Origin of the sequence: Sphingopyxis soli (assembly GCF_018682675.1) — a bacterium.
Classification (GTDB): Bacteria; Pseudomonadota; Alphaproteobacteria; order Sphingomonadales; family Sphingomonadaceae; genus Sphingopyxis; species Sphingopyxis soli.
Genome location: NZ_JAFMTR010000033.1, coordinates 76,027 through 102,145 on the forward strand (window position 1 = coordinate 76,027; position 26,119 = coordinate 102,145).

Consider the following 26,119-nt stretch of genomic DNA (forward strand, 5'->3'; position numbering starts at 1 on the left):
CGCTGCCCGTTCAGGCCTGCGTCATTGAATGCGCGGCAAGTTACGCCATATTAGCGATGAACCGCCTATAAGAAGGACGGCGCGCCGGGTCGCGGCGCGCGTCCAGGAGCCCCGATGACGCAATCCTATCCCCTGTTGCCGCTGCGCGATATCGTCGTATTCCCGCACATGATCGTTCCCTTGTTCGTGGGCCGCGACCGCTCGGTCGCCGCGCTCGAAACCGCTATGGAAAGCGACAAGGAAATCTTCCTCGTCGCCCAGCTCGATCCCGGCGAGGACGACCCGCAGCGCGACGACCTCTATGACACCGGCGTGATCGCCACCGTTCTGCAGTTGCTCAAGCTTCCCGACGGCACCGTCCGCGTGCTCGTCGAGGGCAAGGAGCGCGCCAGGCTCGTCAGCCTCGAGGACGAAGGCAAGGCCGTGCTCGCGAGCGTGAAGCCGATCGCCGACACCATCGACGACAGCGTCGACACCGCCGCGTTGATGCGTTCGGTCGTCGACCAGTTCGAAAGCTACGCCAAGCTCAACAAGAAGATGCCGGCCGAAACCGCGGTGCAACTCTCGCAGATCGACGACGCCTCGCGCCTCGCCGACTCGGTTGCGGGCAACCTCAACATCAAGGTCTCCGACAAGCAGGCGCTGCTCGTCGAGGACGCGCCCGCGAAGCGGCTCGAGATGGTGTTCGCCTTTATGGAAGGCGAACTCGGCGTGCTGCAGGTCGAGAAGAAGATCCGCGGCCGCGTGAAGCGCCAGATGGAGAAGAGCCAGCGCGAATATTACCTCAACGAACAGTTGAAGGCGATCCAGCGCGAGCTCGGCAACGACAATGGCGAGGGCGGCGACGACCTCGCCGAACTGCAGCTCAAGATCGACAGCCTCAAAATGTCGAAGGAAGCCAAGGCCAAGGCGAATGCCGAGCTCAAGAAGCTGCGCGCGATGGCCCCGATGTCGGCCGAGGCGACCGTGGTGCGCAACTATCTCGACACGCTGATCGGCCTGCCGTGGGGCAAGAAGTCGAAGCTCAAGAAGGACATCGCAAAGGCGCAGGACGTCCTCGACGCCGACCATTTCGCGCTCGAGAAGGTCAAGGACCGGATCGTCGAATATCTGGCGGTGCAGGCGCGCACCAACAAGCTGAAGGGGCCGATCCTCTGCCTCGTCGGCCCTCCGGGCGTCGGCAAGACCTCGCTCGGCCGTTCGATCGCCAAGGCGACCGGCCGTGAATTCGTCCGCCAGTCGCTCGGCGGCGTGCGCGACGAGGCCGAAATCCGCGGCCACCGCCGCACCTACATCGGATCGCTGCCGGGCAAGATCGTGACGAACCTCAAGAAGGCCGGCACGATGAACCCGCTGTTCCTGCTCGACGAGATCGACAAGCTCGGCCAGGATTTCCGCGGCGATCCGGCGTCGGCGCTGCTCGAAGTGCTCGACCCCGAACAGAATGCGAAGTTCCAGGACCATTATCTGGAGGTCGATGTCGACCTGTCGGACGTCATGTTCGTGACGACCGCCAACTCGCTGAACCTGCCGCAGCCGCTGCTCGACCGCATGGAGATCATCCGGCTCGAGGGCTATACCGAGGACGAGAAGGTCGAGATCGCCAAGCGTCACCTGATCGCGAAGCAGATCGAGGCGCACGGCCTGAAGGCCGGCGAGTTCGAGCTGACCGAAGAAGGCTTGCGCGACCTCATCCGCTATTACACGCGCGAGGCCGGCGTCCGCACGCTCGAGCGCGAGATCGCGCGTCTGGCGCGCAAGGCGCTGCGCAAGATCCTGGAGGGCAAGGCGGAAAGCGTCGTCGTCACCCCCGACAATCTTGCCGAATTCGCCGGTGTGCGGAAATTCCGCCACGGCGTTTCGGACCGCGAGGATCAGGTCGGCGCGGTCACCGGGCTCGCCTGGACCGAGGTCGGCGGCGAACTGCTGACGATCGAGGCGGTCACCGCGTCGGGCAAGGGCCAGGTGCGGACCACCGGCAAGCTCGGCGAAGTGATGACCGAATCGGTGCAGGCGGCGCTGTCGTTCGTGAAGGCGCGCGCCCCGGCCTATGGCATCAAGCCCAGCCTGTTCGCGCGCAAGGACATCCATATCCACCTTCCCGAAGGCGCGGTGCCGAAGGATGGTCCGTCGGCCGGCGTCGGCATGGTCACGGCGATGGTCTCGACCCTCACCGGCATCGCGGTTCGCAAGGATGTCGCGATGACCGGCGAGGTCACGCTGCGTGGCCGTGTGCTCGCGATCGGCGGGCTCAAGGAAAAGCTGCTCGCGGCGCTGCGCGGCGGGATCACCACCGTTCTCATTCCCGAGGAGAATGAAAAGGATCTGGTCGAGATTCCGGCGAACATCACGTCGTCGCTGAAGATCATTCCGGTCAGCCATGTCGACCAGGTGCTCGCCGAGGCGCTGGTGGCGCCGGTCGAACCGATCGAGTGGACCGAGGCCGACGAACTCGCCGCATCGCCGCCGATTTCGCCCGGCAGCGACCCCGAATCCGCGATTCGGCACTGACCCCGAAGGGCCGGTTCGCGCAACCGGCCCTTTTTGGACCCAAATTCGTCGCATAATCGGCTTTTTGGGGCGTTTTTCGCCGTTTTTTGCTTTGACAAGGCGGGGGGAAACATCGTTAGTGGCGCGCCATGGCTTCGGGCCATGAATCGATTATCCAACCATAATGCAGGGGTTCCTTAGGCATGAACAAACAAGACCTGATCGCCGCCGTCGCTGACTCGAGCGGCCTGACCAAGGGCGACGCGAGCAAGGCGGTCGAAGCCGTGTTCGATTCGATCACCGGCGCGCTGAAGAAGGGCGGCGAAGTTCGTCTCGTCGGCTTCGGCACGTTCGCGGTCAGCAAGCGCAAGGCCTCGACCGGTCGCAACCCGCGCACCGGCGAAACGATGACCATCGCGGCGTCGAACCAGCCGAAGTTCAAGGCCGGCAAGGCCCTCAAGGACGCCGTCAACTAAGTTGGCTGGACCCTTTTGGTGAAAACATCTCGGGCCGTGGCGCAAGCTGCGGCCCGATTTGCATCGACGGATGAATTTTCGGCAAATGGACATTGCATTACCGGCGCGAGCGGCTATGGCCGTCCGGCTTTCGGACGCGCCGGTCGATCGGCCGGCCTCGGAATGGGCGCGTAGCTCAGCGGTAGAGCACACCCTTCACACGGGTGGGGTCACAGGTTCAATCCCTGTCGCGCCCACCATTCCCCGAAGCGCTTCGCTGCGCGGCGGCAAAGGCCGAATATCGCCTGTCGACCCCATTCATCGCCTATTCAATGCGTTCGCACTAGGACCATGGGCATGTTCCGTATTTTGACCATAACCCTTGCATCCGCCTCGCTGCTTGCCGCGGGCACGCCCGCGTTCGCCCGCGGCGACCGTGACCAGGACAATCTGCGCGAAGCCGCGGCGCAGGGGCAGGTGATTCCGCTCAACCGGCTGATCGCCGACGTCAAATCGCGCCCGCCCTACAGCGGCATGACCTATCTCGGCGGGCCGCAGTTCGATGCCGACCGGATGCTCTATGCGTTGAAATTCATGGACGGCGCGCAGGTCGTTGTCGTCTATGTCGATGCGCGGACCGGTCGGATCGTCGGACGCAAACCCTGACATTTTTCGAGCGCAACGACATTTTGCGATGATCGTTGGGACTTGGTACAGAGTTGCACCATCGCGGCGCGGGACGCACCGGCCGCGCAAAGGAAAGGCGCCTGAATGCGGATTTTGATTGTCGAGGACGAACCCACGCTGGGTCCGCAGCTCAAGGCGACGCTCGAAGGCGCCGGCTATGCCGTCGACCTCGCCACCGACGGCGAGGACGGCCATTTCCTGGGCTCGACCGAAAATTACGACGCCGCGATCCTCGACCTCGGACTGCCCGAAATCGACGGGCTGACGGTGCTCGACCGCTGGCGGAAGGAAAAGCGCAACTTCCCGGTGCTGGTTCTGACCGCGCGCGACAGCTGGTCGGACAAGGTTGCGGGGCTCGACGCGGGCGCCGACGATTATCTCGCCAAGCCCTTCCAGACCGAGGAATTGATCGCCCGCCTGCGCGCGCTCATCCGCCGCGCCGCGGGGAATGCGTCGAGCGAGCTGATCGCGGGCAACGTCCGCCTCGACACGCGTTCGGGCCGCGTGACGCTCGACGGCGCGCCGGTGAAACTCACCGCGCAGGAATATAAGCTCCTGTCCTACCTGCTCCATCACAAGGGTAAGGTCGTGTCGCGCACCGAGCTGATCGAGCATATCTACGATCAGGATTTCGACCGCGATTCGAACACGATCGAGGTGTTCGTGACGCGCATCCGCAAAAAGCTCGGGGCCGACATCATCACCACCATCCGCGGTCTCGGCTACCAGCTCGACGATCCGCAGTAAGGCATGGCGGAGGCCGATGCCGCCCCTGCGATAGCGACCGAAGCCGCAAAGCCCGCCGCGTTGACGCGCCGTATCACCGGCTCGCTCGCGCGGCGCATGATCGCGATCGCGACGATCTGGATTTCGGTGCTGCTGATCGGCGGCGGCTTCGCGCTCGATCGCGTGCTGACCGGCGCGATCACGCGCAACTTCGATGCCAGCCTCGAATATGTGCTGATCGCGATGATCCGCTCGTCGGAGATCGGGCCCGATGGCGAGGTGCGGCTGATCGAACCGCTCGGCGACCAGCGCTTCCTCGAACCCTATAGCGGCCTCTACTGGCAGATCAGCGGCGGCGGGCAGGAACCCTATCGGTCGCGCTCGCTGTGGGAACGCACGCTAACGCCGCCGCACGCGCATATCGACAACGCGCTTCACACCTACAACAGCAACCAGTTTCCCGACGAACAGCTTCGCGTCCTCGAACGCAACGTCATCCTGCCGGGCAGCAAGGTGAGCTGGCGGTTCCAGATCGCCCAGTCGCGCGACGCGCTCGACCTGCAGATCCGCGCGGTGCGCGCGACGCTGATCCCCAGCCTCGGTCTGCTCGGGCTCGGGCTGATCGTGCTTGCGGCGCTCCAAACCTTCTACGGCTTGCTGCCGCTGCGCCAGATCCGCCGCGCGATCGCCGCGATGCGCGGCGGCGAGAACCGCCGGATCGTCGCGCCGCTCCCGCTCGAGGTGCAGCCGATGGTCGACGAATTGAACGCGCTGCTTGCGCACAACGAGAAGCAGGCGGAGGAGGCGCGGCTCCACGCGGGCAATCTGGCGCACGCGCTCAAGACGCCGCTGACCGTGCTCGTCAACAGCGCGACCGGGTCGGACAGCGAGCTTGCGCAAACGGTGCGGCGCGAGGCGGCGACGATGCAGCGGCAGGTCGACCATCATCTTGCCCGCGCGCGCGCCGTCGGGCGCCGCGGCGCCGCGCAGGCGCGCGCGAATGTGCGCGACAGCGTCGAAAGCGTCTCGCGTGCGGTCGGCCTGCTTTACCCCAATGTCCGGCTCGATGCCGAGGGCGACAAGACGCTGGTCGTGCGCGTCGAACGGCAGGATCTCGACGAGCTGATCGGCAATCTGCTGGAAAATGCCGCGAAATATGGCGGCGGCAGCGTGTTCGTCACCATCCAGCGCGCCGGGGCCATGGCCGAAATCCTCGTCGAGGACGATGGGCCGGGTATCTCGCCCGCCGATCGCCAGCGCGTCATCGACCGCGGCGTCCGGCTCGACAGCGGCAAGCCGGGAACAGGGCTGGGGCTCGCCATCGTCCGCGACGTCGCGGAAATATACGGCGGCAGCATCGCGCTCGAAGAGAGCGAGGATCTGGGCGGACTGCTGGTGCGGCTGAGATTGCCGGCTGGTTAGGCTGCTCAGCGGTGGGGAGCCAGGGTTGAAGACGTCCGCTCACTCCCCTCCCGCTTGCGGGAGGGGAGAAGACCGTCCGCTTCCGGTCGCCAGCGGTCACCTAACCGCTAAGTCGAACACACCAGCAGCCCGCGCTGCACCGCGGGTCGTGCCAGGCCGCGCTCCAGCCACGCCTGCACATGCCCGAACCGCTCGAAGCCGACGATCTCGGCGGCGTCATAGAAACCGATCAAATTGCGCACCCAGCCGAGCAGCGCGATGTCGGCGATGCTGTAATCGTCGTCCATGATCCACGTGCGCCCGTCGAGCCGCCCGTCGAGAACGCCCAGCAGGCGGGCGGATTCGGCCGCGTAGCGGTCGCGCGGACGCTTGTCCTCATAGCCGCGCCCGGCGAATTTGTGGAAGAAGCCGAGCTGGCCGAACATCGGTCCCGCGCCGCCCATCTGCCACATCAGCCACTGGATCGCCTCATAGCGCCGACCCGGATCGGCGGGCAGGAAGCGGCCGGTCTTGTCGGCGAGATAGAGGAGGATCGCCCCCGATTCGAACAGCGCCAGCGGCGTCCCGCCCGGCCCGTCGGGGTCGTAGATCGCCGGAATCTTGCCGTTCGGATTGAGCGCGAGGAACGCCGGGTCGTGGCTTTCGTTCGCCATGATGTCGATGCGGTGCGCTTCATAGGGCAGGCCGCATTCCTCGAGCATGATGCTGACCTTCACCCCGTTCGGCGTCGGCGCCCCGAACAGTTGCAAGCGGTCGGGATGCTCGGCGGGCCATCTGGCGAAAATCGGATGCGTCACGCCTCGGTCTCCCGCTTCGCCTGCTGATGGTGGCGGATCACTTCGTCGATGATGAAGCGCAGGAATTTCTCGGTGAAATCGGGGTCGAGGTCGGCGTCGCGCGCCAGCTCGCGCAGCCGGCCGATCTGGCGCTCCTCGCGGCCCGGATCGGCGGGGGGCAGGCCCTCGCGCGCCTTCAGCTCGCCGACCGCCTTCGTCACCTTGAACCGCTCGGCGAGCATATAGACGAGCGCCGCATCGATATTGTCGATGCTCTGGCGGTAACGGCTGAGTTGGTCCATGCGCGGCTCCTTTGGTGTCCCGAACGCTTGGCACCGCGCGGGCCTGCAAGGCAAGCCGAAAGTCGTTGCAAATTTATGCCCCTCCGGCCAAGGCGGCGCTTGTCATGACTGCGGAAATCCACCTCCTCCACGGCGACCGGCCGCCCTCGCTCGACCCGATGATGGCGCTCGTCGCCGCCGATATGAACGAGGTGAATTCGGTCATTCTCGACCGGATGCAGTCCGAAGTGCCGCTGATCCCCGAGCTGGCGGGGCATCTGATCGCGGGCGGCGGCAAGCGGATGCGCCCGATGTTGACGCTCGCGTGCGGCAAGCTGCTCGACTATCCGGGGCGCCGCCATTGCAAGCTCGCCGCCGCGGTCGAATTCATCCACACCGCGACCTTGCTCCACGACGATGTCGTCGACAAATCGGACCTGCGTCGCGGCCGCAAGACCGCGAACACCATCTGGGGCAACAGCGCCTCGGTGCTGGTCGGCGACTTCCTGTTCAGCCGCGCGTTCGAGGTGATGGTCGAGGACGGGTCGCTGAAGGTGCTGAAGATCCTCAGCCGCGCCTCGGCGGTGATCGCGGAGGGCGAAGTCAACCAGCTCTCGGCGCAGCGCCGGATCGAGACGAGCGAAGACCAGTATCTCGCGATCATCAACGCCAAGACCGCCGAACTGTTCGCCGCCGCGTGCAAGATCGCGGCGGTCGTCGCCGAACGCGACGACGCGACCGAAGCGGCGCTCGACACCTATGGCCGCAATCTCGGCATCGCGTTCCAGCTCGTCGACGATGCGATCGACTATGTCTCCGACGCGGAGACGATGGGGAAGGGCGTCGGCGACGATTTCCGCGACGGCAAGGTCACCTTGCCGGTCATCCTCGCCTATGCGCGCGGCAGCGCCGAGGAACGCGAATTCTGGAAGCAGGCGATCGTCGGACACAAGACGTCGGACGAGGATCTCGCCTACGCCAAGTCGCTGCTGCTGAAGCATGACACGATCGCCGACACGCTCGCGCGCGCGCGCCACTATGGTCAGCGCGCGGTCGACGCGATCGGCGGCTTCCGCGCGAGCCAGGCGAAATCGGCGCTGACCGAAGCGGTCGCCTTCGCGGTCGCGCGCGCTTATTAGTGGCTTTTGACCACCATCCTTTCTTGGTGTTGCCCCGCGAAGGCGGGGGGCCATCTCCGGTCGGCGCCAGATAGCACCGGCAGATGATGGATCCCCGCCTTCGCTGGGAAACACGATCTTTTTAGGCCAGGTATGAAATATGCCGACGATGGGTCCAGCCGCCGAAACGCCCGATGCCTATATCGCCGCCCTCTCGGGCTGGCAGCTCGAACGATGCGCCATGATGCGCGCCGCGATCATGGGCGCCGCCCCGTTCGAAGAGACAATCAAATGGACCAACCTTGTCTTCATGGCGAACGGTCCGTGCATCCTGATCCGCGCCGAACAGCATCGCGTGCTGCTCGGCTTCTGGCGCGGCAAAAGGCTGCGCGAGGTCGATCCGCGGATCAAGGCGAGCGGCAAATATGAACTCGGCAACCTGGTGATGACCGAGGCGACCGAGGTGACGGCCGAACAGGTCGCGGCGCTCGCGGCCGAAGCGTTCCGACTCAACGCCGAACTGGGCAATCCCGCAGCCCGCACATGACGCAGCCGCTGCCGATCGATGCCGTGCTGCCCGACATCATGGCGGCGCTGGTGCTGAAACCCAATGTCGTGGTCGTGGCGCCGCCGGGGGCGGGCAAGACGACTCGCGTCGCCCCCGCGATCCTCGACCAGCCGTGGTGCAAGGGCGCGGTGTGGCTGCTCTCGCCCCGCCGTCTCGCCGCGCGCGCTGCCGCCGAACGGATCGCCGAAGAGATGGGGGAGGCGGTCGGCGGCAGGGTCGGCTATGCGACTCGCCTCGACAGCAAACAGTCGGCGGCGACGCGGCTGCTGGTGATGACGCCGGGCCTTTTCCGCAACCGTATCCTCGCCGATCCAGAGCTTCAGGGGGTGTCGGCGGTGCTCTTCGACGAGGTGCATGAACGCAGCCTCGACGGCGATTTCGCGCTCGCGCTCGCGATCGACGCGCAACAGGGGCTGCGCGACGACCTGCGCCTCGTCGCGATGTCGGCGACGCTCGACGGCGCGCGCTTTGGTGCACTGCTTGGCGATGCGCGGGTGGTGAAGAGCGAAGGCAAGAGCTGGCCGCTCGAGTTGCGCCATATCGGCCGCCGCGCCGAGGATCGGCTCGAGGCCTCGGTGTTGGCGGCGGTGCGACAGGCGATGGCCGACGAGGCGGACGGCGACATGCTCGTATTCCTGCCCGGCGCGGCCGACATCGAGCGCGCCGCGGCGGCGGTCGAGGCGGCGGGGCTGCCGCTCGTCGTCCATCGCCTGCACGGCCAGATCGACCCGGCGCAGCAGCGGAAAGCGCTCGTCCGCGACCCCGACGGCGGCCGCAAGCTCATCCTCGCGACGAGCATCGCCGAAACCAGCCTGACGATCGAGGGCGTGCGCATCGTGATCGACGCCGGCCTGTCGCGGCGCCCGCGCTTCGACAAGGCGGCGGGGATCGCCAGGCTCGTCACCGAACGCGCCAGCCAGGCATCGGCGACCCAGCGCGCGGGACGCGCGGCGCGGCAGGGGCCGGGGGTCGCCTATCGCCTGTGGGAAGCCGCGGCGACCGCGGGTATGCCGCCGTTCGACCCGCCCGAAATCCACGAGAATGACCTGATGCCCGTGGTGCTCGACTGCGCGAGCTGGGGCATTGTCGATCCGCGGCAATTGGGCTGGCTCGATCCGCCGTCGCCCGCCGCGATCGCCGAGGCGAAAGCGCGTTTGCGGGCGATCGGCGCGCTCGGCGACGACGGGCGCATCACAGCGCACGGCAAGGCGCTTGCTTCGATCCCGCTGCCGGTGCCGCTCGCGCACATGCTGCTCGACGCGGCGCGTGCGGGGGAGGCCGATCTTGCGGCAAAGCTGGCGGTTCTGCTCACCGAGCCGGGCCTGGGCGGGCGCGGCGTCGATGTCGAGGCGCGGCTGCAACGCTGGAAGGCGATGCGCGGCGACCGTTCCGAAGGCGCGTGGCGGCTGGCACGACGCCTTGCCGAGCTTGGCGAGAAACGCGCATCGGGCGAGAGCAAACCCGGCGGACGGTCGGTGGGCGGCTGGATCGCGACCGCCTGGCCCGACCGGGTCGCGCGCCGGCGCGCGGGGCAGCGCGGCGACTATCTGAGCGCGGGCGGCCGCGCCTACAAGCTCGACCCGCTCGATCCGCTGGCGAACAGCGAATGGCTCGCCATCGCCGACGCGCAGGGCCATGCCGCCGGGGTGCGCATTCTGGGCGCGGCGCCGATCGGCTTGGCCGAGGTCGAAACGATCTTCGCCGACCGGATCGAAAGCCGCTCGGCGAGCCGCTACGATGCCGAGACCGACCGCGTCGACCATCGCCGCGAACGCCGCCTCGGCGCGATTGCGCTGTCGAGCGGGCAGGCGGCGCGAAGCGAGGGCGCCGAAGACGATGTCGCGGTGCGCCTCGCCGCGGTGCGCGAAAAGGGCCTCGGCCTGATCGGTTGGGGGCCGGTGTCGCAGGCATTGCGTCAGCGCGCGTCCTTCGCGGGGCTCGATGCGCTGTCGGCGCCCGCGCTTGCCGACAGCCTCGATATCTGGCTCGCGCCGCTGCTCGAAAAATCGCGCGGCTTGCGCGACATCGGCGACCAGCGCCTGGCCGATGCGCTCGCGGCCCTGCTCGACTGGCCCGCTCGGCAGTCGCTCGAAAAGCTCGCCCCCGCCGATTTCATCACGCCCGCGGGCAGCCGCCATGCGATCGATTATGGCGCCGACGGCGGCCCGACGGTCAGCGTGCGCGTGCAGGAGATGTTCGGCCTCGCGCGGCACCCGGTGATCGGCGAACCGCCGGTTCCGCTCGTTCTCGCGCTGACCTCGCCCGCGCACCGGCCGATCCAGACCAGCCGCGACATCGCAAGTTTCTGGCGCGGCAGCTGGTCGGAGGTCGCGAAGGAGATGCGCGGCCGCTATCCCAAGCATAGCTGGCCCGACGATCCGGCGAACGCGCGGGCGACCTTGCTCACCAAGGCGGCGCAGGCGCGGCGTGATACGCAATAGGCCTCTCCATCATTCGCCACCCCGGACTTGATCCCGGGTCCACCGACGCGATGTTGGATAGATGGATCCCGGATCAAGTCCGGGATGACGAAGAGGGAGCGCACGGCTTTCCCTCTTTTCGTCTGAAATGCTTGACGCTAAGGCGACGACAGAAGCATCCCAGTCAGGACGACCACCCATGAAAGCGCGTATCTTCCAGAAGCCCAAGAATGCGATGCAGTCGGGCCGTGCGGGCACGCAGCGCTGGTTTCTCGAATTTGCGCCCGCCGAGGCGCGCAAGGCCGATCCGCTGATGGGTTGGGCAGGCAGCGGCGACACGCAGCGCCAGCTTCGTCTCGGCTTCGCGACGCGCGAAGAGGCGGTCGCCTATGCCGAAAAGAACGGTATCGAGGCGGAGGTTATGCCGACGCCCGTCCGCACGCTGAAGATCCAAGCCTACGCCGACAATTTCCGTTGATCAAATAAGCGTCGCCCCGCGACGGCGGGGGCGACCGATCATTCCGCCTCGGGCTGCAGCAATTTGTGCAGGTGGACGACGACATATTTCATCTCGGCGTCGTCGACGGTGCGCTGCGCGGCGCTGCGCCAGGCCTTTTCGGCCGATTTATAATCGGGGAACAGGCCCACGACATCAAGGTTGTTCAGGTCGACGAAGTCGAGGCCCTGCGGATCGCTGACGCGTCCGCCGAACACGAGGTGCAATTTGCTCATGGCTAGCTTTCCTTGCGGGTTAGCGCGGGGAGGGGGAGATGGCGGCCCCCTATCAGCGCTTCGCCCTTACGGCAAGTCCGCCTCAATCCTCGTCCTTGCGCCCTTTCGGCAGCAGCGAGCCGAGCAACGCCCCGATCGCGACCGCGCCCGCGACGAGCGCGAGCGGCTGCTTTTCGGCGACGTCCTTCAGTTTGCTGTTCGCGCGCCTCGCCTGTGCCTTGCCCTTTTCATAGGCTTCGCTGGCAACCTCGCGCGCCGCTTCGGCCTGCTCGCGGCCTTTCGCGGCGAGTTCGCCGGTCGCGGTGCGCGTGCGGTCGGCAAGCTCGCTCGTCGCGGCGCGGGCGCGGCCATAGCCGTCCTGGATGCGCGCCTTGGCCGCCTCGGCGGTCGCTCGGGCGTTTTCGGCGGTCTTCTCGGCAAGCTCGGCCGCCTTCGCGCGGGCTTCGTTTGCGGTTTCACTCAGCGGCTTCATCCTGGTCCTCCGTCAAATCATCCTCAGCCGCACCGGGCTGAAACTTCGCCCTGGCCGCGTCGGCCAGCTCCTGTACCTTCTGCGCCAGCTTCGGGGCATGGTCCTTGATCGGCTCGCGAAAAATCCACGCAAGCCCGGCCACGGCGGCGATCGCGATCGGCAGGCGGTTGTCGCGGAATTGCTGCCGGACGGCCTGCGCCGCTTCGTCGACCTTCGCATCGATATTGTACTTCCCGCGCGCATAGAGCGCCTGCGGCTTGAACGCCGCTTTCGCGACGTCGAGCCGGCGGTGCAGTTCGGCGCGCTGGAGCATCGAGCGGCGCGCGGCGTTGATCAGGCGGTTGCGGGTGCGCGGCATCAGTCGTCGGGCTCCTCGTTCGTGAGATCGCGGCGTAGCGCGGTGCGGATGTCGCCATAGGCGACCTGCGCCCGCCATCCGGCAAAGGCCGCGATCGCCAGCAGCACGCCGACGACGATCAGGGTCGCGAGCAGCGGGCCGACGTGCGGCAACAGCACAAGGATCGCGCCAAAGGCGAGCGCCAGCATCGCTATGCCCGCCGCCGATGCGGCGACGGCGCCCCAGCCTGCGGTCCAGCTGACGCCATGCAGCGCCAGCTCGCTCCGCGCCTCGATCAGCGCGATCTCTGCCTTCGCGGTCGCCGACAGGTTCTCCACCACCTCGTCGACAATATCCTTGAGCGGGACGGGCGGCGGCGCGAGCGGCCGCCCGTCCGGCGCATAGCCGTGGCTCACGCGGTCATAGCCACGCGCTTCGCCCTGCGGCGGCGTATCGGAATCGGGTGCAGGCATCGCGGGACGACTGTAGCGGTCAGTCGCTGCTCGAACCACCCTTGAGCAGGCGCGCGAGCACGAAGCCGACCACCGTCGCCGCGCCGACCGCGATCGCCGGATTCTTCTTCACCAGGTCGCGGGTCGAGGCCGCAAGCTCGTCGAGATCCTTCTTGTCGAGGCTCGAGGCGAGGCCGGCGACGGTCGCGGCGGCCGAGCGGGCATAGTCGCCGTACTGCTTGCCGAACTTGCTGTCGACGGTGCCGGCGCCATCTTCGAGCAGCTTCGCGAGGCTGCCGACCGCTTCGGCCGCCTTGTCCTTGCCCTTGGTTGCGGCTTCGCGCGCCTTTGCCGAGGCCTGGCTCTTCAACGCGGCCGCTTCGTCCTTCAGCGACGCCGCCTTCTTCGACGCTTCCGACTTGATCGTGTCGCGCGTCGCGGCGAGCTGGTCGCGGATCGGATGATCCTTGGCTGCGGCCTTCTTCGCCGCGGGCTTGCGCGCGGGCGCGGCCTTTGTCGCGGCGGCCTTGGCAGGGGCGCGGGGAGTGGCTTTCTTGGCGGCGGGAGTAGCGGCTTTGGCCATGGTTTATCCTCTTCTTCTTATTCCATGCGCCGAGCGGGCGCGGCGGTTTTCCCTCTGTCTGCATCAATATAGCAACACATGCCGAATGGTTCCATCCCCGCGCAAAATTCCCGCTAAATTCCTATGCGGACGGTTGCGCTGGCGGCACGGCGCCGATAACAGGCGGGCGCCTTTCCCACCCGGCCCGTCGCGGGCCGTTCAGCAGGACGATCCTCCATGACCGCCATCATCGACATCCACGGCCGCCAAATCCTCGACAGCCGCGGCAATCCGACCGTCGAAGTCGATGTGCTGCTGGAGGACGGCAGCTTCGGCCGCGCCGCGGTGCCCTCGGGCGCATCGACCGGCGCGCACGAGGCCGTCGAGCTGCGCGACGGCGACAAGGCGCGCTATCTCGGCAAGGGCGTGACCAAGGCGGTCGATGCGGTGAACGGCGAAATCGCCGACGCGCTGATCGGCCTCGATGCCGAGGACCAGCGCGAGCTCGACATGGCGATGATCGACCTCGACGGCACCCCGAACAAGGGCCGCCTCGGCGCCAACGCGATCCTCGGCGTCAGCCTCGCCGCCGCAAAGGCGGCCGCCGACGCGCGCGGCCTGCCGCTCTATCGCTATGTCGGCGGCGTCTCGGCGCGCACGCTTCCGGTGCCGATGATGAACATCATCAACGGCGGCGAACATGCCGACAATCCGATCGACGTGCAGGAGTTCATGATCATGCCCGTCGGCGCCGGCAGCCTCGCCGAAGCCGTGCGCTGGGGCAGCGAGATTTTCCACACGCTGAAGAAGGGCCTGTCGGCGAAGGGCCTCGCGACCGCCGTGGGTGATGAGGGCGGCTTCGCCCCGAACCTCGCCTCGACGCGCGATGCGCTCGACTTCATCGCCGCCTCGATCGACCAGGCGGGCTTCAAGCTCGGCACCGACGTCGTGCTCGCGCTCGACTGCGCCGCGACCGAGTTTTTCCGGAACGGCAAGTACGAGATCAGCGGCGAAGGCCTGTCGCTGAGCCCCGAACAGATGGCCGACTATCTCGCTGCTCTGGTGAACGACTATCCGATCAAGTCGATCGAGGACGGTATGAGCGAGGATGATTTCACCGGCTGGAAGGCGCTGACCGACCTCATCGGCGACAAGTGCCAGCTCGTCGGCGACGATCTGTTCGTCACCAATCCGGCGCGGCTGGAGGACGGCATCAAGACCGGCCTCGCCAATTCGCTGCTCGTCAAGGTCAACCAGATCGGCACCCTGTCGGAAACGCTCGACGCGGTCGATATGGCGCACCGCGCACGCTACACCGCCGTCATGTCGCACCGCTCGGGCGAAACCGAGGATTCGACCATCGCCGACCTCGCGGTTGCGACCAATTGCGGCCAGATCAAGACCGGCAGCCTCGCGCGCTCGGACCGGCTCGCCAAATACAACCAGCTGATCCGTATCGAGGAGGAACTGGGCGACATGGCGCGCTATCCGGGCGCGTCGATCTTCGGATAAGGCCATACTGATGGATAAGTGCTGTTTGACGCCTTGACGCCGCGAATCAACTCTGATTCAAGGGCTGAAATGACGCAGCGGCACAAATTCCGGAAATCGATGAATCGGGCGGTTGGCCCTGCGGTGGCGCTGATCGCGGTGCTGGCGATGATCGGCTATATCATCTTCGGTCCGACCGGGCTCTATGCCTGGGGCGATTACAGCCAGTCGGTCGAGAAGAAGCGCGTCATCCTGAGCGAACTGACGAAGAAGCAGACCGAGCTGCAGAACCGCGTCAACCTGCTCGACCGGCGCCGCGTCGATCCCGACCTTGCCGACGAATATGTGCGCGAGAAACTGGGCGTGATGCACCCCGACGAGATCGCGATTCCGCTGGAGCCCGGCGCGAAGCCCTGAGCGGCGTCGCTGCCTTCGCTGCATACGAAAACAGCAACATTGCCATACCCAAGCGGGCGTTGCCAAACAGGGCTTGGCGCTCCTATAGGGGAGCCCTGCCGTAACGGCTAACCGTAAAGGAAACCCGCCTTGGCCAAAGCCCCAGCGCGCAAAGCTGCTGCGCCGAAAAACACCGCCTCCACCCCGGCTCCCGCGACCAATCGCGAGTCCCCGCGCGACCCCGCACCCTATGATGCGACGCCCGAAGAGCTCGAGAAATTCTATCGCGAGATGCTGCTCATCCGCCGCTTCGAGGAAAAGGCGGGCCAGCTCTACGGCCTCGGCCTGATCGGCGGCTTCTGCCACCTCTACATCGGTCAGGAAGCCGTTGCGGTCGGCTTGCAGTCGGCGCTCGACGGCGACAAGGACAGCGTCATCACCGGCTACCGCGACCATGGCCACATGCTCGCCTATGGCATCGACCCGAAGGTCATCATGGCCGAGCTGACCGGCCGCGCCGCCGGCATTTCGCGCGGCAAGGGCGGCTCGATGCACATGTTCAGCGTCGAGCATAAATTCTATGGCGGCCACGGCATCGTCGGCGCACAGGTGTCGCTCGGCACCGGACTTGCCTTCGCGCACAAATATCGCGGCGACGGCGGCATCGCGATGGCCTATTTCGGCGACGGCGCCGCGAACCAGGGCCAGGTGTACGAGAGCTTCAACATGGCGGAGCTCTGGAAGCTGCCGATCATCTTCGTGATCGAGAACAACCAGTACGCCATGGGCACCTCGGTCAACCGCAGTAGCGCCGAGGACCAGCTTTATCGGCGCGGCGAGAGTTTCCGCATTCCCGGTATGCAGGTCGACGGCATGGACGTGCTCGCGGTGCGCGGCGCGGCCGAGGCGGCGATCGAATGGGTGCGCGCGGGCAAGGGTCCGGTGCTGATGGAGCTTAAGACCTACCGTTATCGCGGCCACTCGATGTCCGATCCCGCCAAATATCGCAGCCGCGAGGAAGTGCAGGCGGTGCGCGACAAGAGCGACGCGATCGAACATCTCAAGAAGCTGATGGAAGAGGCCGGGATCGGCGAGGACAAGTTCAAGGCGATCGACAAGGAAATCCGCCAGATCGTCAGCGACGCGGCCGACTTCGCCGAAAGTGCGCCCGAACCCGAACTGCATGAACTTTATACCGACGTGCTGGTGGAGCAATATTGAGATGGCCATCGAACTGAAGATGCCGGCACTGTCGCCGACGATGGAAGAGGGCACGCTCGCCAAGTGGCTCGTCAAGGAAGGCGATACGGTCAAGTCGGGCGACATCCTCGCCGAGATCGAGACCGACAAGGCGACGATGGAATATGAAGCCGTCGACGAGGGCACTATCGCGTCGATCCTGGTCGCCGAGGGCACCGACAATGTGAAGGTCGGCACCGTGATCGCGACGATCGCGGGCGAGGGCGAAGAGGCTGCCGCTCCGGCGCCTGCGCCCGTCGCTGCCCCGGCGCCTGTCGAAACGCCGGCACCGGCCCCGGTCGCTGCGCCGGCATCCGCCGCACCGGCGCCGACCGCCCGCGCCGCAGATCCGTCGATCCCCGAAGGCACCGCGACCGTCCGCCTGACCGTCCGCGAGGCGCTGCGCGATGCGATGGCCGAGGAAATGCGCGCCGACGACCGCGTCTTCGTGATGGGCGAGGAAGTCGCCGAATATCAGGGCGCGTACAAGGTGACGCAGGGGCTGCTCGACGAATTCGGCGCCCGCCGCGTCATCGACACGCCGATCACCGAATATGGCTTCGCGGGGCTTGGTTCGGGCGCCGCGATGGGCGGTTTGAAGCCGGTCATCGAGTTCATGACCTTCAACTTCGCGATGCAGGCGATCGACCACATCATCAACTCGGCCGCGAAGACCAACTATATGTCGGGCGGCCAGATGCGCTGTCCGATCGTGTTCCGCGGACCCAACGGCGCGGCCAGCCGCGTCGCTGCGCAGCACAGCCAGAATTATGCCCCCTGGTACGCCAGCGTCCCCGGCCTGATCGTGATCTCGCCCTATGACGCCGCCGACGCGAAGGGCCTGCTCAAGGCCGCGATCCGCAGCGAGGATCCCGTCGTCTTCCTCGAGAACGAGCTGCTCTACGGCCGCAGCTTCGAGGTGCCCGACGTCGCCGACTATGTCCTGCCGATCGGCAAGGCGCGCATCATGCGCGAGGGTCGCGACGTGACGATCGTCAGTTATTCGATCGGCGTCGGATTGGCGCTCGAAGCCGCCGACGCGCTCGCGGGCGAGGGGATCGAGGCCGAGGTCATCGACCTGCGCACGCTGCGTCCGCTCGACACCGCGACGGTGCTCGAAAGCCTCAAAAAGACCAACCGCCTCGTCGTCGTCGAGGAAGGCTGGCCGGTCTGCTCGATCGCCAGCGAACTCGCGATGGTCGCGATGGAGCAGGGCTTCGACGATCTCGACGCGCCGGTCGTCCGCGTCTGCAACGAGGATGTGCCGCTCCCCTATGCGCACAATCTCGAAAAGGCGGCACTGGTCGACACCCCGCGCGTCATCGCGGCCGTAAAGGCGATCACAAATCGCGCCTGACGCACCGGAAGCGGTAGCCTATCCGGACATCCGCGATCCGCGCGTGATGGTGGCGGTGCCGCGCGAGCGGCGCGCTGCGATCGCCGCGCTGTGGGCGCTTGCCGGACGGCTGACCAAGCTGTTGCAGGACGCGCGTGAGCCGCTGATCGGGCAGATCAAGCTCGCCTGGTGGCGCGACATGATGGCGATGCTCGCGAGCGATCCCGAAGCGCTGCCGAAGGGCGAGCCGCTGCTTGCCGAACTGCAGGCGAGCTGGGCGGGGCAGCGGGGGCTCGACACGCTTGTCGATGCGGCCGAAACGATGCTGCTGGCCGGGGATGCGACGGCGCGCCGCGATGCTGCTGCCGCGTTCGGCGACGCGCTGTTCACGCTTTCGGGCGGCGGCGGCGGCGCGCGCTGGGGCCTGGTCTGGGGCGCAATGCTGCAGGAGGGCGGGCAGGAAGGCCGCGATTTGTTTGCCGACGCGCGTAACCGGCCCGCGCCGCCGCGCGTATCCTTCGATGGAAGCCGTGCCTTGGTGATGCTTGACCGCTGGGCCGCCGCCATCGCCAGACATGACGGCGAACGGCGCTGGCGAGGCGAAGGGTTGTTGCTGCTGCGGATCGGCCTGATCGGCCGCTGACCGAATAAATGCGGTCGGGACTGGAAAAGCCGCCGCCGAACATCTATCTTGCGCGGTACAGAAATAGGGTCGCAGGGGACATAGGGATGTTCAACGGGCTGATCGCCTATCTGGATTCGATCAAGGCGCGCGATCCGGCGCCGCGGTCGCGCTGGGAAATCCTCCTTTATCCGGGGCTGCTCGCCGTGGGTATGCACCGCGTCGCGCACTGGCTGTTCGAGGCGGACCTGTTTTTCCTCGCGCGTTTCGTCAATCATTTCTCGCGCTGGATGACGGGTATCGACATCCACCCGGGCGCGAAGATCGGCCGTCACCTCTTCATCGATCATGGATTCGGCGTCGTCATCGGCGAAACCGCCGAGATCGGCGACAATGTGTCGATCTATCAGGGCGTGACGCTCGGCGGCACGGATCCCGCCAACGGCATCGGCGGCAAGCGCCACCCGACCCTGGCAGATGACGTGATCGTCGGTTCGGGTGCGCAGGTTCTGGGCCCGATCACCGTCAACCCGCGCGCGCGCGTCGGCGCCAATGCCGTCGTCACCAAGGACGTGCCCGAGGGGGCGGTGATGGTCGGCATCCCCGCGCGCTCGACCCTGCTCGACGCATCCGAATATGCGCGCGAGTTCGTGCCCTATGGCACGCCGTGCAGCGAAATCTTCGATCCGGCGACGCAAAAGCTCGAAATCCTGCAATGCCAGCTCGAGCAGATGCAGAAGCAGCTCGCGACCCTGCTCGAGGAACGCGACGCGCTTGCTGCCGAACTCGACGCGCCGCGGCGCAAAGGGAGCCGGAAAAGCGCCTGATGGGGACTGTGACGCCCCTGCCGTTTCCCGACAGGGCGGCATCGCAGCAAACCGGCTTCGAGCGCACCGAGCTTTTACGCATCCTTGATCTCTACGGCCGCATGGTCGCGGCGGGGCATTGGCGCGACTATGCGATGGATTTCCACCGCGACGTCGCAATCTTCTCCGCCTTCCGCCGTACCGCCGAGCGTCCTGAATATCGCATAGAAAAACGCCCCGCCTTGCGGAGCCGGCAGGGCATGTGGGCCCTTGTCTCCGAAGCCGGGGCGATCTTGAAGCGCGGGGACGAGCTCGCGAATGTGCTCGCCCCCGTCGAGCGAAAGCTTATGAAGCTGGTTGGGGGCTGACCGCGCGGATCGTTGCGGGCAGCTGGTTCGCCAGATTGTCGGGCAGCATCCCCACCACCGCGGCGCGGGCATTCTGCCAGAAGGCCGACAGCAGCAGCAGCGCCGATCCGATCACGAACGCGGTCAGCGCGACGTTAAGCTCGACCGCGCCGAAGGTGCGGAACAACTGCGTCATCGCGAACAGCACATAGGCGAGCGCCGAGACGAGCAGCGCGCGGCGGTCGATCGCGAGCGCGATCAAGCCGAAGGCAATGTAGATGGCGACCACCAGGATCGCGGCGCCGCTGCCGATATCGTCGCCCCGGGTGACGCCGAGCAGGTGGAAGATCGGGTGGACCATCATCGGTGCGGCGAGCAGGTGGAGCCAGAAGGCGACGTCGCTGCGGCGCGTCTGGCGCAGCCGGTCGCTCTTGTCCCACCACATGGCGAGCGCGAAGACGCCGATGCCCGCGATGAGAACGAGGATCATCGGCAGCGTGCCGTCGGGGCTCGGGACGCCGGTGATCGCGAGCACCAGCGCGACCGCGGTCGCGGCCAGCGCCGCCGTGCCTGCCGCAACGGTGATCGGCACCATGAAGCGCTTCCAGTGAAACCAGGTCGCCGCCGCGGTCACTGCGGCGATCGTGCCGGCGACGACGGCAAGCGTCGTTTCGCCGGGATCGCGGCCGAAAATATCCTCGCCATGCTTGACGAGGAAGCCGATCATCGTCGCGCAGACGCCCGCCGAAAAGGCGAGGACGAGGACGATGCTGGGCAGCGCCATGCGGCGGACGCGGGTGAAATATTCGGCGAGGAACCAGGCCGATCCCGCGACGAACGCACCGGCGAGGGCGGGGTGGATCGATTCGCCGATCCACGCCACCGCTACGAGCAGGATCACCGCCGCGATGCTGACGAAGATATCGTTGAACCCGGTAATCAGGCGGAACGATTCCTCGTCCGCTCCGGGGGCGGCGCGCACCGATGCGATATGCGACCGGAAAGCCGCGGCGGCCTCCGGCGTCAGTATCTTTGCATCGACCGCGGCTTGCAGGTCGGTTTCACTATACATCGGGGTCGTCCTTCTTAGACCGATCCCCTTGCCCCGCCGATTTTATGGCATAGGCGTATTGGTGTGTCAATACAGTGATGCGCCGCCGCCCGGCGAGGCGGCGGCGCGACCAGATCAGCCGAGCGCCTGCAAGGCGCGCATCACGCCCATCGACTGCTCGGCGCCCGATTGCGGGACAATCTCGCCGTTGCGGTCGATGATCTTCTCCCACGCCGCGGCGACGCCCTCGGGTGTCCGCTCGCCTTCGGGCAGCGCGACGCCGGGGGTCATGGTGACATAGGCGGCGTGGAACGCCCCCGCGCCCGCGCCGACCATCATGTTCGTCGGGGCATCCTCGCTGACGAGATAGAGCGCCGCCGGGACGACATTCTCGGGCGTGAACTTTTCGAACAGTTCCGGCGGGAAAATGTCTTCGGTCATGCGCGTGCCCGCGACCGGCGCGATCGTGTTGCAGCGGATGTTGTACTTCGCGCCCTCGAGGTGGAGCGTCTTGGTCAGCCCCGCCAGCCCCAGCTTCGCCGCGCCGTAATTGGCCTGCCCGAAATTGCCGTAGAGGCCGGTCGACGAGGCGGTCATCAGGATGCGGCCATAGGCCTGCTCGCGCATGATGTCCCACGCCGCCTTGGTGACATTGGCGCTGCCGAGCAGGTGGACCTTGACCACCAGGTCGAAGTCGGCGGGCTCCATCTTCGCGAAGCTCTTGTCACGCAGGATGCCGGCGTTGTTGATGAGGACGTGGACGCCGCCCCATTCTTCCTTCGCGCGCGCCACCATCTCGACCATCTGCTCATATTCGGTGACGCTGCCGCCGTTCGACATCGCGGTGCCGCCCGCCGCGCGGATTTCCTCGACGACCGCCAGCGCGGCATCCGAATGGCCGGTGCCGTCGCGCGCGCCGCCGAGGTCGTTGACCACCACTTTCGCCCCGCGCCGCGCGAGTTCGAGCGCATAGGCGCGGCCGAGCCCGCCGCCCGCGCCGGTCACAATGGCAACACGTCCGTCAAATTTGATCGTCATGATGATCTCCCTGGGGGGCAACGAGAGGTTGCCCGGTAAAACCGGAACGTCCTTACCCGTTCGGGCCCGACAGGCAAGGGGTCAGGAAAATGGGCCTGTGCAACAAAAATGTCATCGAATTGACGTGCAACTGTCATCCGCGTGTCATAGCGGCGCAGCGAGATTGTCACCTTTCGCAACGGAGCAAATTCCCCATGCGCCACCTTTTCGCCGCCAGCCTGCTGGCGACCACGATGCTCAGCCTGCCTTCGACCGCCCATGCGCAGGCGATGTCGGCCGACGAAGCCGCCGCGCTGCGCGCCGAACTCGATGCGCTGAAAGCAAAGGTACAGACGCTCGAGGCGCGGCTCGACGCGGCAACGACCCCGTCCGCACCCGCTCCGGCCCCCGTGGTTGCTGCTCCGGCGCCCGCCGCGCCGAGCGTCACGGCCAAGCCTGCGACTGAAATCGCGTGGAAGGGTGCCCCCGAGCTCAAGACCGCCGACGGCTGGAGCTTCAAGCCGCGCGGCCGCCTGCAGGTCGATGTCGCCAGCATCGACGCGCCCGCGGGCGTGACCGGCACGCACGGCGGCCTCGCCACCGAATTCCGGCGCGCCTATCTCGGCATGGAAGGCAAGATTCCGGGCGGTTTCGGCTATCGGATCGAGGCCGATTTCGCCAATAGCGCGGTCGACCTGACCGACGTCTATCTGACCTACGCGACCGGCCCGCTGACCGTCACGGCGGGGCAGCAAAAGCCCTTCTGGTCGCTCGACGAGCTGACCAGCGACCTCTTCACCTCGATGCTCGAGCGCGCGGCCTTCACGCAGGCCTTCGGCTTCGAACGCCGCGTCGGGCTGTCGGCGCAGTACAAGGGCAAGGCCGTGCTGCTGCAGGGCGGGGTGTTCGGCGACAATGCGAACGACCTCAACAGCGATTCGAACAACAGCGTCAGCCTCGACGCGCGGGCGATCTGGATGCCGAAGTTCGGCAACGCCCAGCTTCATCTCGGCGGCTCGGGCCACTGGCGCAACATCAACGACGCGCCTGCCGTGCGCTACGCGCCGCGGCCGTTCGTTCATACGACGAACAGCCGGATCGTCGACACGGGCACGTTCAACGCGACCAGCGAACGCGGCCTTGGCGTCGAAGCCGCGGCCCTCGCGGGTCCGTTCCACGTCGCGGGCGAAGGCTTCTGGCAGACCGCGCGCCGTCCGGGCCTCGCCGATCCGACCTTCTTCGGCGGCTATGCCGAGGTCGGCTATGTGCTGACGCGCGGCGACGCGCGCATCTACAAGGACGGCGCCTTCGACCGCCTCGCCCCGTCGCGCCCGATCAACGCCGGCGGACCCGGCGCGATCGAGGTCAATGCGCGCTACGACTATCTCGACCTCAACGATGCGGGGATCGTCGGCGGACGTCAGCAGACGTTCGGGGTGTCGCTCGTCTGGGCGCCGATCTCCTACGTCCGTCTCACCGCGAACTATGGCCACCTGATGTTCGAGGACGCCACGATCGGCTCCGCCACCGGCGATCGCGACTATTCGGCCGACGCCTTCGGTCTCCGGACGCAGATCGACTTTTGACGGCCCCGGAATTTCCGCTTTGGGGTGGTTAGCGGACCTTCCTTAATCGGTCATCCCGGCGAAGGCCGGGATCTCTCCGGTGCGTAAATCCGAGAGGGTGAGATCCCGGCCTTCGCCGGGATGACGATGAAGGGTAAATCCTCCCCATCGACTTGCGATGGGGAGGTGGCAGCCCGCAGGGCTGACGGAGGGGCCGGGCGCGTAGCGCTCGCTAACGCTCGCCGCCCCTCCACCACTTGCTTCGCAAGCGGTGCCCCTCCCCATGGCTGCGCCACAGGGAGGATTAAGGACCGCTTCCGGTCGTTACCGGTCATTCGCACCAGACCGCCGACGATTGACCGAAACGGGGTAGGGAGCGGACGTTCAAAAGCCGTCATGCTGAACTTGTTTCAGCATCCATGGGCTGAGCTCCGGTCGGCCGCTGCAGTGAAGGACGCGACCGACCATGGACCCTGAAACAAGTTCAGGGTGACGATGAAAGAGATGTCGCCTTCCGGTCGAAACCGGTCACCTCTCTTTTCCGTTCGTGTCGAGCGCAGTCGAGACACCCATCGACCTTGCGCCACGCCGAGGGGCATCTCGACTTCGGCCAATGGCCGAAGTTTATCCTGAGCGCCTGTCAAGGCAGTCGAAGGGCTCGATGCGAACGGCGGTAGGTTAGGCAGCTTCCGGTCGTTTCCGGTCATTCGATCCAGATCGGCGGCGAACGGCGACTTTGAGGTGGTTTGCGGACGGTGGGTTGCCGTGATCAGCGGAAGAGCAAAACGCCCAGCGCCATAAGAAGCGCTGCGACAGCCATTATCCCGTAAGTGGCAATCGAGAACCAATAAAGCGCCGGATCTTCTGTTCGCTCAACGAATCCAGGTTTCCAGTATGACCGCCCGCTCTCGAGCGCTGAAAACACGGCTGCAATGCAGAGAATGGCAAAGAGTGCCGCCCCGATCACAACGATGTATTTCACGTCTGACCTAGCTCCGAGTCCATAGTCGTTTTGGGTCGGCACGAAGCGCGGCCAAGGCGACGGAGTTCCACTCCTGCTAACCACACCGCCCGGTGTCCGCAACCGGTCGAAACCGGTGATCTCTCTTTTCCGTTCGTGTCGAGCGCAGTCGAGACACCCATTGACCTTGCGCCACGCCGAGGGGCATCTCGACTTCGGCCAGTGGCCGAAGTTTATCCTGAGCGCCTGTCAGGGCAGTCGAAGGGCTCGATGCGAACGGCGGTAGGTTAGGCAGCTTCCGGGCCCGAAAACCCTCAGATGCTCTTCCCCGCATCCAGCGCATAGCCCGCCGAACGCACGGTGCGGATGATATCCGCGGTGCCCGGCAGGTTGATCGCCTTGCGCAGGCGGCGGATATGGACGTCGACGGTGCGCAGTTCGATGTCGCTGTCCTGGCCCCATACGCTGTCGAGCAATTGCCCGCGCGAAAAGACGCGGCCGGGATGCTCCATGAAATGACGCAGCAGGCGGAATTCGGTCGGGCCCATCGCGACGATCTGGCCGCCCCGCACCACCTTGTGCGCGACCGAGTCGAGCTCGATATCGGCATAGGCGAGCAGCTCGCCCGCCAGCGCCGGGCGCAGGCGGCGCAGCACCGCCGACACGCGCGCGACGAGTTCGCGCGGGCTGAACGGCTTGGTCACATAATCGTCGGCGCCGGTTTCGAGACCGCGGATGCGGTCCTCTTCCTCGCCGCGCGCGGTGAGCATGATGATGGGGACGTTCGCGGACTTGGGGTTGCGGCGCAGGCGGCGGCAGACCTCGATCCCCGGCAGGCTCTCGATCATCCAGTCGAGCAGGACGATGTCGGGCACGCGTTCCTCGACGAGGACGAGCGCTTGCTCGCCGTCGGGGGTCTGGCGGACCGAAAAGCCTTCGCGTGCGAAGTGCCAGACGATCAGCTCGGCGATCGCCTCGTCGTCCTCGATCAGCAGCAGGTCGGGTTGCGGCATCAGCCCTTCTCCTGTCCCGAAGAGGCCGCGCCTTCGGGCGTCTCGCCGCGTTCGCGTTCCTCCATCCGCTCGCCGGTCACGACATAATAGACCATTTCGGCGATGTTCGTCGCATGGTCGCCCATCCGCTCGAGGTTCTTGGCGACGAACAGCAGGTGCGCGCTTTCGGTGATATGCTTCGGATTTTCCATCATGAAGGTCACCAGCGTGCGGAAGATGCTGTTGTAGAAATCGTCGACATTCTTGTCGCGCGCGGTCACCCGCACCGCCAGCTCGGCGTCGCGCGCCGCGAAGCTGTCGAGCGCGTCGTGGATCAACTCGGCGACCGCCGCCGACATCGACATCAGCACCGGGATCGCCTCGATCGAGCGCGTCTGGTCCATCAGCGCGACGCGCTTGGCGATATTCTTCGCATAGTCGCCGATCCGTTCGACGACCGAGACGATCTTCAGCGCCGCGATCATCTCGCGCAGGTCGTCGGCCATCGGAGCGCGCAGCGCGATCGTCTGCGTGGTGAGCTGCTCGATCTCGGCTTCGAGCGCGTCGATCTTCTTGTCGCCCTCCACTACCTGCGCCGCGAGTGCGAGGTCGCCATTGTTCAGCGCGCTCATCGCCTGCAGCAGCGCCTGTTCGGCGCGCCCGCCCATTTCGCTGATCAGGCCGCGGAGGCGATTCAGATCCTCGTCGAAGGCCTTGACGGTATGATCGTTGGTAACTGCCATCTGCTTCGTCCTTTTGTGGCCTCAGGCCAGAAAACCATCCCCAATTTCCGTATCC

Annotated in this window: 29 protein-coding genes and 1 tRNA gene; 18 read left to right on the forward strand and 12 right to left on the reverse strand. The window is 66.4% G+C overall.

The annotated features are described in order from the left end of the window. Positions 1-114 precede the first annotated feature (114 nt). The 6 genes from lon to J1N50_RS04390 all read left to right on the forward strand — a co-directional run bounded on the left by lon (position 115) and on the right by J1N50_RS04390 (position 5,780). Positions 115-2,511 carry an endopeptidase La gene (gene lon / locus J1N50_RS04365; protein WP_215350532.1) on the forward strand — a complete coding sequence of 799 codons (2,397 nt, stop codon included), beginning with the start codon at positions 115-117 and terminating at the stop codon, positions 2,509-2,511. A 182-nt stretch (positions 2,512-2,693) separates the two neighbouring features. Then, positions 2,694-2,966 carry an HU family DNA-binding protein gene (locus tag J1N50_RS04370; RefSeq protein WP_003044445.1) on the forward strand — a complete coding sequence of 91 codons (273 nt, stop codon included), beginning with the start codon at positions 2,694-2,696 and terminating at the stop codon, positions 2,964-2,966. A gap of 164 nt (positions 2,967-3,130) precedes the next feature. Continuing rightward, positions 3,131-3,205 (forward strand) — tRNA-Val (locus J1N50_RS04375). Positions 3,206-3,302: 97 nt separating this feature from the next. Further along, a complete protein-coding gene (locus J1N50_RS04380) occupies positions 3,303-3,611 on the forward strand; it encodes a hypothetical protein (RefSeq protein WP_215350533.1) in 309 nt (102 codons plus the stop codon). A gap of 105 nt (positions 3,612-3,716) precedes the next feature. Next, a complete protein-coding gene (locus J1N50_RS04385) occupies positions 3,717-4,379 on the forward strand; it encodes a response regulator transcription factor (protein ID WP_215350534.1) in 663 nt (220 codons plus the stop codon). Between the two features lie 3 nt (positions 4,380-4,382). Continuing rightward, positions 4,383-5,780 (forward strand): sensor histidine kinase, encoded by a 1,398-nt coding sequence (locus J1N50_RS04390; protein WP_215350535.1) that lies wholly within the window; start codon positions 4,383-4,385, stop codon positions 5,778-5,780. 107 nt (positions 5,781-5,887) lie between these two features. Here the strand turns inward: J1N50_RS04390 and J1N50_RS04395 are convergent, their stop codons facing one another. Both J1N50_RS04395 and J1N50_RS04400 read right to left on the reverse strand, forming a co-directional pair. Next, complete coding sequence (locus tag J1N50_RS04395) at positions 5,888-6,577, reverse strand: glutathione S-transferase N-terminal domain-containing protein (RefSeq protein WP_215350536.1); 690 nt, start codon at positions 6,575-6,577, stop codon at positions 5,888-5,890. After that, a complete protein-coding gene (locus tag J1N50_RS04400) occupies positions 6,574-6,858 on the reverse strand; it encodes a chorismate mutase (RefSeq protein WP_215350537.1) in 285 nt (94 codons plus the stop codon). The genes J1N50_RS04395 and J1N50_RS04400 overlap by 4 nt, the downstream gene beginning before the upstream one ends. 104 nt (positions 6,859-6,962) lie before the next feature. Between J1N50_RS04400 and J1N50_RS04405 the strand changes: the two genes are divergently transcribed. From J1N50_RS04405 to J1N50_RS04420, 4 genes are all read left to right on the forward strand, one after another. Further along, positions 6,963-7,976, forward strand: a complete 1,014-nt coding sequence (locus tag J1N50_RS04405; protein ID WP_215350538.1) for a polyprenyl synthetase family protein — start codon at positions 6,963-6,965, stop codon at positions 7,974-7,976. 148 nt (positions 7,977-8,124) lie between these two features. Then, positions 8,125-8,502, forward strand: coding sequence for a DUF1801 domain-containing protein (locus tag J1N50_RS04410; protein ID WP_215350539.1), 378 nt, complete (start codon positions 8,125-8,127; stop codon positions 8,500-8,502). After that, positions 8,499-10,964 carry an ATP-dependent helicase HrpB gene (gene hrpB / locus J1N50_RS04415; protein ID WP_215350540.1) on the forward strand — a complete coding sequence of 822 codons (2,466 nt, stop codon included), beginning with the start codon at positions 8,499-8,501 and terminating at the stop codon, positions 10,962-10,964. Before J1N50_RS04410 ends, hrpB begins: the two co-directional genes overlap by 4 nt. Positions 10,965-11,142: 178 nt before the next feature. After that, on the forward strand, positions 11,143-11,421 hold the full coding sequence (locus J1N50_RS04420; protein WP_215350541.1) for an ETC complex I subunit: 279 nt from the start codon (positions 11,143-11,145) through the stop codon (positions 11,419-11,421). A gap of 38 nt (positions 11,422-11,459) precedes the next feature. Here the strand turns inward: J1N50_RS04420 and J1N50_RS04425 are convergent, their stop codons facing one another. The 5 genes from J1N50_RS04425 to J1N50_RS04445 all read right to left on the reverse strand — a co-directional run bounded on the left by J1N50_RS04425 (position 11,460) and on the right by J1N50_RS04445 (position 13,519). Next, positions 11,460-11,675 (reverse strand): DUF4170 domain-containing protein, encoded by a 216-nt coding sequence (locus tag J1N50_RS04425; RefSeq protein ID WP_215350542.1) that lies wholly within the window; start codon positions 11,673-11,675, stop codon positions 11,460-11,462. An 82-nt stretch (positions 11,676-11,757) separates the two neighbouring features. Next, positions 11,758-12,147 carry a hypothetical protein gene (locus J1N50_RS04430; RefSeq protein ID WP_215350543.1) on the reverse strand — a complete coding sequence of 130 codons (390 nt, stop codon included), beginning with the start codon at positions 12,145-12,147 and terminating at the stop codon, positions 11,758-11,760. Then, a complete protein-coding gene (locus tag J1N50_RS04435; protein ID WP_215350544.1) occupies positions 12,131-12,505 on the reverse strand; it encodes a hypothetical protein in 375 nt (124 codons plus the stop codon). Before J1N50_RS04435 ends, J1N50_RS04430 begins: the two co-directional genes overlap by 17 nt. Next, positions 12,505-12,957 (reverse strand): hypothetical protein, encoded by a 453-nt coding sequence (locus tag J1N50_RS04440; protein ID WP_215350545.1) that lies wholly within the window; start codon positions 12,955-12,957, stop codon positions 12,505-12,507. The genes J1N50_RS04435 and J1N50_RS04440 overlap by 1 nt, the downstream gene beginning before the upstream one ends. 19 nt (positions 12,958-12,976) lie before the next feature. Further along, positions 12,977-13,519 carry a hypothetical protein gene (locus tag J1N50_RS04445; protein WP_215350546.1) on the reverse strand — a complete coding sequence of 181 codons (543 nt, stop codon included), beginning with the start codon at positions 13,517-13,519 and terminating at the stop codon, positions 12,977-12,979. A gap of 216 nt (positions 13,520-13,735) precedes the next feature. On the opposite strand from J1N50_RS04445, the gene eno reads away from it, so the two are divergent. The 7 genes from eno (at position 13,736) to J1N50_RS04480 (ending at position 19,756) form a co-directional block, all read left to right on the forward strand. Continuing rightward, complete coding sequence (gene eno, locus J1N50_RS04450) at positions 13,736-15,010, forward strand: phosphopyruvate hydratase (protein WP_215350547.1); 1,275 nt, start codon at positions 13,736-13,738, stop codon at positions 15,008-15,010. A 99-nt stretch (positions 15,011-15,109) separates the two neighbouring features. After that, the gene (locus J1N50_RS04455) at positions 15,110-15,406 is read left to right on the forward strand and encodes an FtsB family cell division protein (RefSeq protein WP_167541763.1); all 297 of its coding nucleotides are present in this window, start codon (positions 15,110-15,112) and stop codon (positions 15,404-15,406) included. A 129-nt stretch (positions 15,407-15,535) separates the two neighbouring features. Further along, on the forward strand, positions 15,536-16,606 hold the full coding sequence (gene pdhA, locus J1N50_RS04460) for a pyruvate dehydrogenase (acetyl-transferring) E1 component subunit alpha (RefSeq protein ID WP_215350548.1): 1,071 nt from the start codon (positions 15,536-15,538) through the stop codon (positions 16,604-16,606). Between the two features lies 1 nt (position 16,607). After that, entirely contained in the window at positions 16,608-17,981 is a 1,374-nt protein-coding gene (locus J1N50_RS04465; protein ID WP_215350549.1) for a pyruvate dehydrogenase complex E1 component subunit beta, read from the forward strand. Positions 17,982-18,027: 46 nt separating this feature from the next. Next, a complete protein-coding gene (locus J1N50_RS04470) occupies positions 18,028-18,603 on the forward strand; it encodes a hypothetical protein (protein ID WP_246553087.1) in 576 nt (191 codons plus the stop codon). Between the two features lie 86 nt (positions 18,604-18,689). Further along, on the forward strand, positions 18,690-19,409 hold the full coding sequence (cysE, locus tag J1N50_RS04475) for a serine O-acetyltransferase (RefSeq protein ID WP_215350550.1): 720 nt from the start codon (positions 18,690-18,692) through the stop codon (positions 19,407-19,409). After that, a complete protein-coding gene (locus J1N50_RS04480) occupies positions 19,409-19,756 on the forward strand; it encodes a DUF2794 domain-containing protein (protein WP_215350551.1) in 348 nt (115 codons plus the stop codon). Before cysE ends, J1N50_RS04480 begins: the two co-directional genes overlap by 1 nt. On the opposite strand, the gene J1N50_RS04485 is transcribed toward J1N50_RS04480, so the two are convergent. Continuing rightward, positions 19,734-20,807, reverse strand: coding sequence for a hypothetical protein (locus J1N50_RS04485; RefSeq protein WP_215350552.1), 1,074 nt, complete (start codon positions 20,805-20,807; stop codon positions 19,734-19,736). The genes J1N50_RS04480 and J1N50_RS04485 overlap by 23 nt on opposite strands. Positions 20,808-20,921: 114 nt before the next feature. After that, a complete protein-coding gene (locus J1N50_RS04490) occupies positions 20,922-21,824 on the reverse strand; it encodes an SDR family oxidoreductase (protein WP_215350553.1) in 903 nt (300 codons plus the stop codon). A gap of 194 nt (positions 21,825-22,018) precedes the next feature. Here J1N50_RS04490 and J1N50_RS04495 point away from each other — a divergent pair, with 194 nt between their 5' ends. Further along, positions 22,019-23,389, forward strand: coding sequence for an OprO/OprP family phosphate-selective porin (locus tag J1N50_RS04495; protein ID WP_215350554.1), 1,371 nt, complete (start codon positions 22,019-22,021; stop codon positions 23,387-23,389). Positions 23,390-24,137: 748 nt separating this feature from the next. Here J1N50_RS04495 and J1N50_RS04500 read toward each other — a convergent pair. From J1N50_RS04500 to phoU, 3 genes are all read right to left on the reverse strand, one after another. Further along, complete coding sequence (locus J1N50_RS04500; RefSeq protein ID WP_215350555.1) at positions 24,138-24,350, reverse strand: hypothetical protein; 213 nt, start codon at positions 24,348-24,350, stop codon at positions 24,138-24,140. Between the two features lie 293 nt (positions 24,351-24,643). Next, positions 24,644-25,342 carry a phosphate regulon transcriptional regulator PhoB gene (gene phoB, locus J1N50_RS04505; RefSeq protein WP_058456099.1) on the reverse strand — a complete coding sequence of 233 codons (699 nt, stop codon included), beginning with the start codon at positions 25,340-25,342 and terminating at the stop codon, positions 24,644-24,646. Continuing rightward, positions 25,342-26,064 (reverse strand): phosphate signaling complex protein PhoU, encoded by a 723-nt coding sequence (gene phoU, locus J1N50_RS04510; RefSeq protein ID WP_215350556.1) that lies wholly within the window; start codon positions 26,062-26,064, stop codon positions 25,342-25,344. Before phoU ends, phoB begins: the two co-directional genes overlap by 1 nt. Between the last annotated feature and the right edge of the window lie 55 nt (positions 26,065-26,119).